The sequence below is a fragment of the Deferrisoma sp. genome (assembly GCF_054681715.1).
The window spans coordinates 18,328-30,942 of the sequence record NZ_BAAHFQ010000017.1; the positions used below are offsets into that span (position 1 = coordinate 18,328).

10 protein-coding genes are annotated in these 12,615 nt (G+C 72.1%); 6 read left to right on the top strand and 4 right to left on the bottom strand.

The genetic code is table 11. The annotated features are described in order from the left end of the window. Positions 1 to 25: 25 nt before the first annotated feature. Genes ACY0I8_RS04570 through ACY0I8_RS04585 form a run of 4 tightly spaced genes read right to left on the bottom strand, consistent with a single transcriptional unit; the run spans position 26 to position 4,871 of the window. The gene (locus ACY0I8_RS04570; RefSeq protein ID WP_461393778.1) at positions 26 to 1,711 is read right to left on the bottom strand and encodes a nickel-dependent hydrogenase large subunit; all 1,686 of its coding nucleotides are present in this window, start codon (positions 1,709 to 1,711) and stop codon (positions 26 to 28) included. Then, entirely contained in the window at positions 1,708 to 2,904 is a 1,197-nt protein-coding gene (gene nrfD, locus ACY0I8_RS04575) for an NrfD/PsrC family molybdoenzyme membrane anchor subunit (RefSeq protein WP_461393779.1), read from the bottom strand. Before nrfD ends, ACY0I8_RS04570 begins: the two co-directional genes overlap by 4 nt. Next, the gene (gene hybA / locus ACY0I8_RS04580) at positions 2,885 to 3,784 is read right to left on the bottom strand and encodes a hydrogenase 2 operon protein HybA (protein WP_461393780.1); all 900 of its coding nucleotides are present in this window, start codon (positions 3,782 to 3,784) and stop codon (positions 2,885 to 2,887) included. Before hybA ends, nrfD begins: the two co-directional genes overlap by 20 nt. Beyond that, complete coding sequence (locus tag ACY0I8_RS04585) at positions 3,771 to 4,871, bottom strand: hydrogenase small subunit (protein WP_461393781.1); 1,101 nt, start codon at positions 4,869 to 4,871, stop codon at positions 3,771 to 3,773. The genes hybA and ACY0I8_RS04585 overlap by 14 nt, the downstream gene beginning before the upstream one ends. Positions 4,872 to 5,104: 233 nt before the next feature. Between ACY0I8_RS04585 and ACY0I8_RS04590 the strand changes: the two genes are divergently transcribed. The 6 genes from ACY0I8_RS04590 to ACY0I8_RS04615 all read left to right on the top strand — a co-directional run bounded on the left by ACY0I8_RS04590 (position 5,105) and on the right by ACY0I8_RS04615 (position 12,567). Further along, positions 5,105 to 6,484: a sigma-54-dependent transcriptional regulator gene (locus ACY0I8_RS04590; RefSeq protein ID WP_461393782.1), complete on the top strand. Its 1,380-nt coding sequence runs from the start codon at positions 5,105 to 5,107 to the stop codon at positions 6,482 to 6,484. Next, positions 6,481 to 8,535, top strand: a complete 2,055-nt coding sequence (locus ACY0I8_RS04595) for a cache domain-containing protein (protein ID WP_461393783.1) — start codon at positions 6,481 to 6,483, stop codon at positions 8,533 to 8,535. Before ACY0I8_RS04590 ends, ACY0I8_RS04595 begins: the two co-directional genes overlap by 4 nt. Before the next feature lie 173 nt (positions 8,536 to 8,708). Continuing rightward, the gene (locus ACY0I8_RS04600) at positions 8,709 to 9,125 is read left to right on the top strand and encodes a hypothetical protein (protein ID WP_461393784.1); all 417 of its coding nucleotides are present in this window, start codon (positions 8,709 to 8,711) and stop codon (positions 9,123 to 9,125) included. A gap of 29 nt (positions 9,126 to 9,154) precedes the next feature. Next, positions 9,155 to 10,120, top strand: coding sequence for a TAXI family TRAP transporter solute-binding subunit (locus tag ACY0I8_RS04605; RefSeq protein WP_461393785.1), 966 nt, complete (start codon positions 9,155 to 9,157; stop codon positions 10,118 to 10,120). 12 nt (positions 10,121 to 10,132) lie between these two features. Then, a complete protein-coding gene (locus tag ACY0I8_RS04610) occupies positions 10,133 to 10,681 on the top strand; it encodes a DUF1850 domain-containing protein (protein WP_461393786.1) in 549 nt (182 codons plus the stop codon). 2 nt (positions 10,682 to 10,683) lie between these two features. Next, positions 10,684 to 12,567: a TRAP transporter permease gene (locus ACY0I8_RS04615; RefSeq protein ID WP_461393787.1), complete on the top strand. Its 1,884-nt coding sequence runs from the start codon at positions 10,684 to 10,686 to the stop codon at positions 12,565 to 12,567. The last annotated feature ends 48 nt before the right edge of the window (positions 12,568 to 12,615 follow it).

Here is a 12,615-nt window from a genome sequence, read left to right on the forward strand (position 1 = left end):
ACTCCTTTCGCGACGGAGGGTGTCCCTAAAGCACCCGGGCCCGGGCGATCTCCCGGCCCCGGACGTCCAGGGTGTGCACCGCGCAGGCGATGCACGGGTCGAAGCTGTGGATGGCCCGCAGCACCTCCAGGGGCCGCTCGGGGTCGGCCACCGGGAGCCCCACCAGCGACGCCTCGTAGGGCCCCGAGCGGCCCTGGGCGTCCCGGGGCGAGGCGTTCCAGGTGCTCGGCACCACGGCCTGGTACCGGCCGATCCGGCCGTCCTCGATCACGATCCAGTGGGACAGCATGCCCCGGGGCGCCTCGTGGAACCCCACGCCCCGGAACTCGCCCTTGGCCGGGATCTCGGCCGGCCGCGCGTACTCCCGGTCGCCCGCGGCAAGGTTGGCCTCGAGCCGGTTCAGGAACTCCACCGAGAGGTCGGCCATCAGGGCGGCCCGGAGCCCCCGGGCCACCATGCGGCCCATCACCGAGTGGAGATCGTCGGGCCCGATGCCGAGCGCCCCGCAGGCCCCGTCGACCAGGGCCCGGACCCGAGCGTCCCCGTCGGCATAGGCCGCGAGCACCTGGGCCACGGGCCCCACCTCGACGGGCACCCCCTCGAACCGGGGAGCCTTGCACCAGGTGTATTTGCCCTCCGGGTCGTAGTCGGCCGGCACGGGCTCGGTCGCGCCCTCCCACGGGTGGCGGGGCGACGGGTCGGCGTACCAGCTGTGCTCGGCCGACTCGGCGATGCCCCGCACCAGCCGCTCGTCGTCGTGGCGGCGGATCGGCTGCCACGAGGAGAGGCCGCCCGTGGGGAAGAACCCGCCCGGCAGGAGGAACGCGCCCCCCGTTTCGTCCACCGGGAACTCCGGGACCGCGAGCAGTGCGTCGACCCCCCGGCCCACCCGGAACCACTCGGGGTACGCCCGGGCGATGGCGAAGAGGTCGGGCAGATACACCCGCCGCACGAAGTCCCGGGTTTCCTCGACGAGGCTTCGCACGAGGGCGAGCCGCTCCAGGTTCAGGGCCGCCATGCCGTCCGGGTCCACGGCCGTGGCCACCCCTCCCACGCACAGGTTCTGGATGTGGGGGTTCTTGCCCCCCAGCACGGCCACGGCCTGGGCCCCCTTGCGCTGGACCTCCAGGGCCTGGAGGTAGTGGGCCGCGGCCATCAGGTTCGCCTCCGGCGGAAGCCGCATCTCCGGGTGGCCCCAGTACCCGTTCTGGAACGGCCCCAGCCGGCCCGACCCCGCGAACCGCCGCAGGCGCTCCCGGACCTCCCGGAACCCGGCGGCCGAGTTCCCCGGCCAGTCGGACACGGTTTCGGCCAGGCGCGCCGCGGCCCGGGGGTCGGCCTCGAGGGCCGAGACCACGTCGACCCAGTCCAGGGCCGAGAGGTGGTAGAAGTGCACGATGTGGTCCTGGACCGCGTGTTGGGCGATCATGAGGTTCCGGATCCACTGGGCGTTCACGGGCACCGCCGCCCCGAGGGCCGACTCCACGGACCGGATCGAGGCGATGGCGTGCACCGTGGTGCACACCCCGCAGAACCGTTGGGTGATGACCCAGGCGTCCCGGGGATCCCGGCCGCGGAGGATCGTCTCGATGCCCCGCCACATCTGGGACGAGGCCCAGGCGTCGGTCACCCGGCCGGCGTCCACCTCCACGTCGATCCGCAGGTGGCCCTCGATCCGGGTGACCGGGTCGATCGTGATACGTCGCGTCATGCCGCTCTCCTTTCGAGCACGGGCTCCACGGCCGCCGGGCCGTGGTGCACCGGAAGAACCGGGAGTCGCTTGACGAAAAAGAGGTACCCCGCAAGCTCCAGGGCCACGATGCCCACCGTGATCCAGAGCTCGGCGAGCGACGGGAAGTACCGCCACCCGCCCCCCGGGTCGAACCCCACGAGGTACACGTCCATGCGGTAGAGCCCCCCGCCGAGCAGAAGGGACGCCGCCGTCACAAAGAGCCACCGGGGGGAGCGCCGGACCCGCCCTGCCAGGAGCGCCGCCGCCGGCAGGGCGGTCAGGGCGAGTTCGGCCGCGACCCACCCCGCCATGCTCCAGCCGGTGCCGGCCCAGGGGGTGCGCCAGGCGAGATCCGCGGCCCGGATCAGGGTCCAGGCCCACGCCGCGCCGGCAGCGATGCGGCCCAGGCCCGCCAAGGGCTCCGTTTCGTAGGGCCTGCCGAAGGCGTAGGACGAGGTGACCGACTCGAACACCACCACGGCGTAGCCCATGAGGACGGCGTTCACCAGGAACAAAAGGGGCAGGAGCGGGGTGTGCCAGAACGGGTGGAGCTTGGTCCCGGCGATCAAAAAGAGCGACCCCAGGCTCGACTGGTGCATGGTGGGGAGCGTCATGCCGAGCACGATCACTGGCAGGAGCACCCGCTCCAGCGCCGGGCCCAGACGGCGCAGACGGCGGCCCCAGGCCGTGTCGGGCGCGCCCTCGCACACCGCCGGCAGGAACTCCACCCCGAGCACGAGGCAGTAGCTCATCACGCACAGGGCGATCTCCAGGAGCACCGAGTTCAGGTTGGGGTGGAGAAAGAGGTTCGGCAGGTTCCAGTACCGCCCCAGGTCGACGAGCACCGAGAACCCGGCGAGCCCGTACCCGAACAGCCCGGTAAGGAGCGCCGAGCGCATGAGGCCGTGGTACCGGAACCCGTTCCCCACGTACACGGCCAGCGCCAGGGCGTACCCGCCGCAGGCCAGGGCCGTGCCCGTGGCCACGTCGTAGGCGATCCAGATCCCCAGGGGGTAGCCATCGCTCAGGTTCGAGACGGCCCCGATCCCGGCCCAGAACCGGTAGGCCACCACCGCCATGCCGCTCGCCGCCACGGCCACGAGCACCGTAAACGGCAGGGTCCAGAGCCGGCCCCCCAGGGCCGCGTGTTCCTCAGCGTGGGCCGTCGCCATGGTCGCCTCCTTTCCTCTCGCTGCGGCGCCGGTTTCGCCGGGCCAGCCAGAACAGCCCGGCGTAGAGGGCCACGGGGGCCGCAAACCCCCGGTAGATGCCGTGCTGGATGGTTTCCGAAAGGGCCGCGTAGGACCGGTCCGGCAGGGTCGGGAGCCCGAGGCGCTCGAACGGCACCGCCGAGAGCACCAGGGCCCGGGTGCCCCCCACCTCGGTTTCCCCGTAGATCCGGGGTTGGTACCGGCCCGGCTCGGCCGCGAGCCGGCGGCGGGCCTCGGCCAAGAGCCCGGGGCGGGTGCCGAAGGAAACGGCCCCGGCCGGACAGGCCGACGCGCAGGCCGGCCGGCCGTCGCGCTCCAGGGCCGTGCCGAAGCACAGGTCGCACTTCACGATCCGGGGGGCGGCCGAGCCCCACTGGAACCGGGGCACGTTGAAGGGGCAGGCCACCATGCAGTAGCGGCACCCGATGCACCGCCCGGGGTCATGGACCACGGCGCCGGAGGCCGCGCGCTCCATGGCCGACACCGGGCAGGCCGAGGCGCAGGCCGGCTTTTCGCAGTGCATGCACTGGCGTTTCACGAACGACCGGCCCTCGGGCCCCTCGTAGAGCTGGATCACGGTCCGCGTGGACCCGCTCAGGTCGGAGGGCGCGTCCCACAGGCCGGCCTCGTCGAAGGCGGCCCGCTCGGCCGGCATGTCGTTGGCCCTTTTGCACGCCGCCACGCAGGCCTTGCACCCCACGCACCGGGTGGCGTCGTAGAGAAGGCCCACCCCCTCGTCGGACACCGGCGCGGCGGAGGCCCGCGCCCGGGGGGGCCGAAGGGCGACCGCGGCGCCAGCCGCGCACAGGGTCTTCAGAACCTCTCGCCTACCCCTGGGCATCGCCGTCCTCCCCGTCGGGCAGCCTCCGGGCCGCCACGGCCCCGGCCCCCAGGGCCGCACCGGTCAGGGCCCCCAACACCCCCACCGCGGCGGGCTCCGGGCCGGCGCCACGGTCGCCCGAGGGCACCGGGGGGTAGGTGTCGGGGGGCGTGGCCGCGTGGATCGGGGCGAGGTCGTGCACCCCGAGGCCGAACCCGCCGGCAGCCGCGCACCCCACGCACGGGTGCCCCACCCCCACGGGCCACAGCCCCAGGTCGTTGAATCCCTGGACCGAGCAGTTGGCATGGGTGATGGGCCCCTTGCAGCCCAGGTGGTACAGGCACCACCCCTTGCGGTGGCCCTCGTCGCCGAAGGCCCGGGCGAACCGGCCGGCGTCGAAATGGGGCCTGCGTTCGCAGTGCTCGTGGATCACCCGGTCGTAGGCGAACCGGGGCCGGCCCCGGTCGTCCAGGTCGGGGAGGCGCCCGAAGGTGAGGTAGTAGAGGATCACGCTGAGCAGGTTGTAGGGGCTCGGGGGGCAGCCCGGCAGGTTCACCACGGCCGCTCCGGGGAGGACGTCGGCCACCCCGGCGGCACCCGTGGGGTTGGGCGGCAGGGCCGGGATGCCCCCGAACGAGGCGCAGGTGCCCACGGCCACGACGGCGGCGGCCCCCTCGACCGCCTCCCGAAGGCTTTCCAGGGCCGTTTTCCCGCCCACCCGACAGAACCGGCCCGCGTCCCGGGTCGGGATGGCCCCCTCCACCACCAGGAGGTACCGGCCCCGGTCGGCCTCGAGGGTGTGCCGCAGGGCCTCCTCGGCCTGGTGGCCGGCCGCCGCCATCAGGGTTTCGTGGTAGTCGAGGCTCACCACCTCGAGGAGCAGGCTCGCCACGTCCGGGTGACTCGCTCGCAGGAGGGCCCCGGAACACCCTGTGCACTCCTGGAAATGGAGCCACACCACGGGCGGCCGGTCGGGCGCCGTGGCGGCGGCCGCCATCCGGGGGGCGAGTCCGGGCGGCAGACCCACGGCCGCCGCGGCCCAGGCGCACGCCCTCAGGAATCCCCGGCGGGAACACCCGCCGGGGCCGGAAACCGGGTCGTTTGCCATGCGTTCCCTCCTTCCGGGATGGGGGGCGCCACTCGCGCCCCACGTTAACCGGCCCCCGCCGCACGCCGTCTCCCCGAGCAAGGCCCGTGCCAGCCGTCAAACCGAGGTAGATACAAGCTCTTGTGCGCACAAGCTCCTCTGAACTGCCGGACCAACCGGGTCAATACGACCCTGCTTGTTTCCTTTTGACCCATTTTGGGGCGATCGGGTACCCTTCCAGACCGGAGGTGCCCATGGAACCCAACCGACTTCTGCTGGTGGACGACGACCGGGTGCTCGCCCGCACCCTGGCCCGGTCCCTGGCCCTGGCGGGCTACGAGGTGGAGACCGCTGCCACGGCCGAGGCGGCCCGGCGGGCTTTCCACGCCGACCCGGAGGCCCTGGATCTCGCGCTTCTGGACCTTCGGCTCCCGGACGGCGACGGCCTGGAACTCCTGGAGGAGTTCCGGCAGGCACGGCCCGATCTTCCCTGCCTGGTGCTCACGGCCTACGGCTCGGTACAGACCGCGGTGGAGGCCATGCGGCGGGGGGCCGTGGACTTCCTGATGAAGCCGTTCCCCAGGGAGAAGCTCCTGGCCTCGGTGGAGCGGGCGCTGGAGCGCCGGCGGCTCCTCGATGAAAACGAGCGGCTCCGCCGCCAGTTGCGCCAGACCCGCAAGTCCGGGACCATCGCCACCCAGAGCCCGGCGTTTGCCGCGGTGCTCGACATGGTGCGCCGGGCCGCGCCCACCGACGCCACCGTGCTCATCACCGGGGAGACCGGGGCCGGCAAGGAGCGGCTCGCCGCCCTGGTCCACGAGTGGAGCCGCCGCCGGGACGCCCCGTTCCTCACCGTGAACTGCGCCGCCCTGGCGGAATCGCTCCTCGACAGCCAACTTTTCGGGCACGTGCGCGGCGCGTTCACCGGCGCCGAAGAGGACCGAAGGGGGCTCTTCGAGGAGGCCGACGGCGGCACCCTGTTCCTCGATGAGGTGGGCGACGTGAGCCCCGGGCTCCAGGCCAAGCTCCTGCGGGTGCTCCAGGAGGGGGAGTGCCTTCCGGTGGGGGCCACCCGGCCCCGCCGGGTGGACGTGCGCATCGTGGCGGCCACGAACCGGGACCTGGCGGCCGACGTGCGGGCCGGGCGGTTCCGGGAGGACCTTTACTACCGCCTTCACGTGTTCACGGTGCGGGTGCCGCCCCTGCGGGAGCGGCTCGAGGACCTGCCGGCCCTGGTCCAGGCCTTCGTGGAGGAGGCAAACCGAAAGACCGGCCGGGCCGTGCGGGGGCTTTCGGCCGCCGCCCTCGAGGCCTGCCGGGCCTACCCCTGGCCCGGAAACGTTCGGGAACTCAAGAACGTGGTGGAGCGGGCCGTGATCCTGTGCCCCGGGGAGTGGATCGGCCCCGACCTCCTGGCGCTGGGGGAGGCGGCCGGGCCGACGGCCGAGGGCGAGATCCGGTGGCCCGGCCGGAATCTGACCCTGCGGGAGGTGGAGGCGGCCTACATCGCCGAGGTGCTGCGCCGCACCCGGTGGGGCAAATCGGCGGCGGCCCGGATCCTGGGGATCAGCCGCAAGACCCTCGACCGCAAGATCCGGGAGTACGGGCTCGCCCCCGGGGAGGGTCCGGCATGATCCCGCGCCGGGGGTTCCACCGCCGGGTCGTCCTGGCCTTCGGGGCCCTGGGGCTCCTGTCGCTCGTGATCTCGGCCGGGGTGGCCGCGTGGGTGGTGCGGGGGGTGCTGGTGAGCCAGGTCCAGGCGCAGATGGCCGGCCACCTCCGGGCCGCCCGGGAGATCTACGACGCCCGCCTCGAGCGGCTCCTCGACGGGGTACGGTTCGCGGCCGGCCTGCCCGGGGTCCGCCGGGCCCTGGTGGCGGGGGACGCCCCGAACCTCACCGCCGAACTCCAGGCGGCCAGGGTCCGGCTGGGGGAGGACGTGCTGTCGGCGGCCGGCCCCGGGGGCCTGGCGCTCGCCCGGGCCCGGAACCCGAGCCGCACGGGCGACCCGGTCACCGCCCTGCCCTCCGTGCGCCGGGCCCTTTTGGGGGAGGCCACGGTGAGCACCGAGGCGGTGCCGCTGTCCCTCCTCGAACGGGAAGCACCCGACCTGGCCCGGGCCGCCCGCCTGGAGGTGGTTTCCACCCCCCGGGCCGCGCCCGGCGGGCCCTCGAGCCTCGACGAGGCCCTGGTGGCGGTGGCCGCGGCGCCGGTGTCCGACGAGCGGGGACGGATCCGGGGGTGCGTGTACGCCCTGGACGTCCTGAGCGCCGACCCCGGGCTCGTGGACCGGATCCGCCGGGTGGTGTTCGGCGAGGCGAGCCCGGGCACGGCCACCCTCTTCCTGCGGGACGTCCGGGTGGCCACCAACGTGCCGGCCCCAGGGGGAGGCCGGGCCGTGGGCACCCGGGCCAGCGCCGAGGTGGCCCGGCAGGTGCTCGGCCGAGGGGAGCCGTGGATCGACCGGGCCTTCGTGGTGGACCGGTGGTACCTTTCGGCCTACGCGCCCCTGCGCTCGGCGGCGGGCGAGCCGGTGGGCATCCTCTACGTGGGGCTCCCCGAGGGTCCCTACCGGACGCTCCTTTGGAAAACCCTGGCAGGGGTGGCGGCGCTCCACGGCGTCGGGCTCGTGCCCGTGCTCCTCGTGGCCGCGGCGCTCGCCGGCTCGGTGGTAAAGCCCGTGCGCCTGCTCGCCCGGGCGGCCCGCGACGTGGCCGGGGGCCGGCTCGAGGCCGAGATCCCCGTTCGCGGCGACGACGAGCTGGCCGAACTCGCCCGGGAGTTCCGGGCCATGATCCAGGCCCTCAGGGAACGGGACCGGGAGATCGAAACCCTGAACCGCGATCTGGAGCGAAAGGTCCGGGAGCGAAGCGCCGAGCTCGAGCGCCGAAACGAGGACCTCCTCCGGGCCCGGGCGGAACTCCTCGCCCTCATGGAGCGCCAGCGCGAGACGAACGAGGAGCTCGAGGCGTCGCTCCGGCGGCTGCGGGACACCCAGGACGAACTCGTGCGCTCGGGCAAGCTGGCCGCCCTCGGGGCCCTGGCCGCCGGGGTGGCCCACGAGATCAACAACCCCCTGGCCGCGATCCAGGCCAACACCGAATTGCTGCTCCTTCGCGCCGAGGCCGACCCCGAGATCGCCGAGGAGGCCCAGGCGATCGCCGAGCAGGTGGAGCGGATCCAAAAGATCGTGGCAAGCCTCCTCACCTTCGCCCGGCCCCGGGCCGAGGCCGGCCGCGAGGCCGTGGACCTCCACCGGCTGGTGGTGGAGACCCTGGAGCTCGCCGCGCCCCAGGCCCGCAAGAACCGGGTGGCCGTGGAAACCCGGGCCGACCCGGACCTCCCGGCCGCCTGGGGCGACCCTGACAAGCTCCGGCAGGTGCTCACGAACCTGGTGGTGAACGCCCTCGAGCACTCCCCGCGGGGCGGCACCGTGCGCATCGCGACGGGCCGGGGCGACGACGGCGCCACCGTGTGGGTACGGGTGGAGGATGAGGGGCCGGGGGTTCCCGCGGCCGAGCGGGACCGCATCTGGAACCCCTTCTACACCACCCGATCGGAGGGCACGGGCCTGGGGCTCAGCATCGCCCACGCCATCGTGGAGGACCACGGCGGCCGGATCGTGCTCGACTCGGCCCCGGGCCGCGGCGCCGCCTTCACCGTGATCCTGCCCCGGGCCGCCTAGGGAAGCCGGGAGCAGAACCCGCCTTGTGGCCGCCGGGAAGGCCCTCCCGGCAACCGACCCGAGGGTTGACAGGCCCTTCCCCGAATGGCAACCTGAGCGCGCCCGCCCCAGATACAAACGTTTTTTGGCGTTGAACCCTTGCCGGCACCCAGATGGGGGAAAGGAGGATGGCGATGAAACGATGGGGAACGAAACTGGCAGCCTTGGCGGCCGGAACCGGCCTTCTGTTGGCCGCGGGGTGTGCGGGCACCCAGGTCAAGGAGGGCCCGGTCCCCTGCGCCAGCGGAGCGATCGAGAAGCAGATCGCGCCGGAGGCGAGCCTGGAGGACCTGGCCTGCATGATCAAGCCCTACAAAGGAACGCCGTCGCTCCACTTCCAGGTGAAGATCAAGAACGTCTCCCAGGCGCCCCACCGGTACCGGGTCAACCTGTTCCTCGACGACGGCAAGGCCGTGGGCGGCCTGATTCCCCGCAAGGGGAAGCCGCCGGCGCTGAAACCCGGCGAGGAGGCGAGTTTCACCTACCCGGTCAAGGGGCTCACCCGGATTCCGGGCGAACTCACCGTGCTCGTCAAGACCATGGCGGACTAACCCCGTTTCGGAGAGCAGGAGGGACTCCCATGCGCAAACGAACCGCGCTGTTGGCACTTGTCGCCGCCGCCCTCGTGGCCGGCCCGGCCGCGGCCAAGACCACGTTCATCTCCATCGGTACCGGCGGCACCGGCGGGGTGTACTACCCCTACGGCGGCGGCCTGGCCGAGATCTGGTCCAAGCACGTCCCGGGCGTCAAGGCCGTGGCCGAGGTCACGGGTGCGAGCGTCGAGAACGTCAAACTCGCCCACAAGGGCGAGACCGTGATCGGCCTGGTCATGGGCGACGTGGCCTACCAGGCGTACCAGGGCAAGGGCAAGTTCGAGGGCAAGCCCCAGAAGATCCTGGCCATGGCGGCCATGTACCCCAATGTGCTCCAGATCGTGACCCTCAAGGGTTCGGGCATCAAGAACGTCAACGACTTCAAGGGCAAGCGGGTGAGCATCGGCGCGCCCGGGAGCGGCACCGCCTTCATGGCCGAGGCGGTGCTCACGACCCTGGGGGTGCCTCTCGAGAGCTTCAACGTGTTCCGGCTGTCGTTCAACGAGACCGCGAACGCCCTGCGGGACGGCACCATCGACGCCGGGTTCTGGGTGGTGGCGCCGGGCACGAGCTCCATCATGGATCTCGCCACCACCCACGACATCGAGATCGTGGGCTTCACCCCGGAGCAGCAAAAAAAGGTCGAGGAGGCCTATTCCTATTACTCCGCCTGGGATCTGGAAGGCGGGGTGTACCGGGGGGTGGACCAGCCCGTACCCACGATCAGCGTGTGGAACGTGATCATCTGCCAGAAGGACCTGCCCGAGGACCTCGTGTACCAGCTCACGAAGGCGATGTTCGACAACCGGTCCTACCTCGAGCAGATCCACCCGTTCGCCAAGTACACCACCCCCGAGAACGCCGTGGGCAAGTCGCCGATCCCCCTCCACCCGGGTGCGATCCGGGCGATCGAGGAGAAGGGCGTGACCGTGCCGGCGAAACTGCGGCCCTGATCCCGGCCCCCCGTGAGGGACATTCGGGCCCGGCCGGCGCTTCGCGCGCTGGCCGGGCTGTTTGCTGTGGGCCTGGGGACCTGGGCCGCCGGACCCGGGGGCGTGGAGCTCACCGTCGTGCCGGTGCGGGGAGGCCCGCCCCTGTGGACGGCCCTCCTTGACCCCGGGGAGCGGTTCACGCTCCACTATGTCCATTCGGTGGACCGCAAACCCATCTGGGAGGTCCACTCCGTGGACGCTGTGGGCCGGATCTTCGTCGAGGACGAGCGGTTCGTCCTGATCGGCGCCGGCATGGGGGACCTGCCGGGCCGGGGCCGCTGGACCGGCGCCGGAGGGCTCCAGGTGATCGAGGGGATGCACTACCCGGTGGGCGAGTTCGTGCTCCGGGTGGGCAGCCCCGGGGTGGACCACACGATCGAATGGAGGGGCACGGCCGTGAACCTCTCGGCCCGGGCGGCGGGGGAACCCGTGCGGTTCACCGCCCGGCCCGTGGACCGGCTCACCCGGTGGGTGCGGGCGGTCTTTCCCCCTCCCGCCGATCCCCGACGAAAGGACGAGTGACCATGGAGGCGAACACCCCCTTCCCCCGCGCCGTCGCCCGGGTCGTGACCGTGCTGGCCGTGGCCTTAAGCCTGTTTCAGCTGTACACGGCCGGGCTCACGGCCCTCACGGCCCTGGTCCAGCGCTCGGTACACCTCGGGGCGATCCTATGCCTCGTGTTCCTGACCTACCCCCCCTTCCGGCGGGTTCGCAAGGACCGGTTCAACCTCTGGTGGGTGCTCGACCTCGGACTCGTTGGGCTCACGCTGTACTCCATCCTCTATCTCGACGTGAACCTCCTTGAGATTTTCGAGCGCCAGGGCGATTGGCTACCCCAGGACGTGTGGGTCGGGGTAATCGGGGTGCTCCTGGTGCTCGAGGCCTGCCGCCGGGTGATCGGGCCCGTGATGGCCGGGATCTGCGCCGCTGCCCTGCTCTACGCCTACTTCGGCCCCTACATGCCCGATCTCATCATCCACAAGGGCTACAGCGTGGAGCGGATGGCCACCACGCTTTGGCTCACCACCGAGGGGGTGTTCGGGATCCCCATCGGGGTGGCCGCGACCTTCGTGTTCATCTTCGTGCTGTTCGGGGCGTTCCTGGAGGTGAGCGGCGGAGGGAACTTCTTCATCGACCTCGCCTACGCCCTCACCGGCCGGTTCAGCGGCGGGCCGGCCAAGACCGCGGTGATCGCCAGCGGGTTCATGGGATCGGTGTCGGGGTCGGCCGTGGGGAACGTGGTGGCCACGGGCGCGTTCACGATCCCCATGATGAAGCGGGTCGGCTTCAAGCCCCACGTGGCCGGGGCCATCGAGGCGGCGGCCAGCACCGGCGGCCAGCTCATGCCCCCGATCATGGGCGCCGGGGCGTTCCTCATGGCCGAGTTCACGAACACGAGCTACCTGGAGATCATCAAGATCGCGTTCGTACCCGCGGTGCTCTACTACTTCACGGTGCTGCTGTTCGTGCACTTCGAGGCGAAAAAGACCGGGCTCCACGGCCAGCCAAAAGAGAACCTACCCCGAGCCGGCAAGGTGCTCGCTGAAAACCTCCATTTCTTGATTCCCGTGGCCGTTCTGGTCGCCGCACTCCTGGCCCACGTCTCGCCCATGAAGGCCGGGTTCCTGGCCGTGGTGAGCGTGTGGCTCGCGAGCCTCGCCCGGGCCAAGAGCCGCATGGGCCCCCGCAAGCTCCTGGAGGCCCTCGAGAAGGGCGCCCGGGGCGCCGTGGTGGTGTCGGTGGCCTGCGCCGCGGCCGGCATCATCGTGGGAGTGGTGTCGCTCACCGGAATCGGGCTCAAGTTCAGCAGCATCGTGCTCGAGCTCTCCTTCGGCCACGAGATCCTGGCGATCCTCCTGATCGGGCTCGCCTCGCTGGTTCTCGGCATGGGGCTTCCGGTCACGGCGTCGTACATCGTGCTCGTGATCCTGGCCGGGCCGGCGCTCGTGGACATGGGGGTGCCGCTCCTCGTGGCCCACATGATCGTGTTCTGGTACTCCCAGGACGCCAACGTGACCCCGCCCGTGAGCCTCGCGAGCTTCGCCGGCGCCGGGATCGCCGGCGCCCCCCCCATGAAGACCGCGTTCGTGTCGTGGAAGCTCGCCAAGGGGCTCTACATCATCCCCATTGTCATGGCCTACCGGCCGCTCCTCATGAACGGCCCGCCCTTCGAGGTGGTGGCCACGATGGTCGCGACCACGGTGGGCCTCATGGCTTTCGCGGCGGCCCTGGATCGGTACTTCCTGCGGAGCGCCACCTGGATCGAAACCCTGCTCTTCACCGCCGCGGCCCTGGGGTGCTTCTGGCCCAGCCTCTGGACCGACGCCGCCGGGTATCTCCTCTTTCTCGCGGCGCTGGGGAGCCAGATCGCCCGGGGCCGGAGGCAGCCCGCCCCTCAGCCGGCCTGACCGGCAGGGCTCGAACGGGGGGACCGAAGAGCGGCGACGCGCTCTCCC

What these genes read in the sequence shown, in the direction of transcription:
- ACY0I8_RS04570 (WP_461393778.1), bottom strand. Translation starts at nt 1,711, where the DNA reads ATGACGCGACGTATCACGATCGACCCGGTCACCCGGATCGAGGGCCAC.
- nrfD (WP_461393779.1), bottom strand. Translation starts at nt 2,904, where the DNA reads ATGGCGACGGCCCACGCTGAGGAACACGCGGCCCTGGGGGGCCGGCTC.
- hybA (WP_461393780.1), bottom strand. Translation starts at nt 3,784, where the DNA reads ATGCCCAGGGGTAGGCGAGAGGTTCTGAAGACCCTGTGCGCGGCTGGC.
- ACY0I8_RS04585 (WP_461393781.1), bottom strand. Translation starts at nt 4,871, where the DNA reads ATGGCAAACGACCCGGTTTCCGGCCCCGGCGGGTGTTCCCGCCGGGGA.
- ACY0I8_RS04590 (WP_461393782.1), top strand. Translation starts at nt 5,105, where the DNA reads ATGGAACCCAACCGACTTCTGCTGGTGGACGACGACCGGGTGCTCGCC.
- ACY0I8_RS04595 (WP_461393783.1), top strand. Translation starts at nt 6,481, where the DNA reads ATGATCCCGCGCCGGGGGTTCCACCGCCGGGTCGTCCTGGCCTTCGGG.
- ACY0I8_RS04600 (WP_461393784.1), top strand. Translation starts at nt 8,709, where the DNA reads ATGAAACGATGGGGAACGAAACTGGCAGCCTTGGCGGCCGGAACCGGC.
- ACY0I8_RS04605 (WP_461393785.1), top strand. Translation starts at nt 9,155, where the DNA reads ATGCGCAAACGAACCGCGCTGTTGGCACTTGTCGCCGCCGCCCTCGTG.
- ACY0I8_RS04615 (WP_461393787.1), top strand. Translation starts at nt 10,684, where the DNA reads ATGGAGGCGAACACCCCCTTCCCCCGCGCCGTCGCCCGGGTCGTGACC.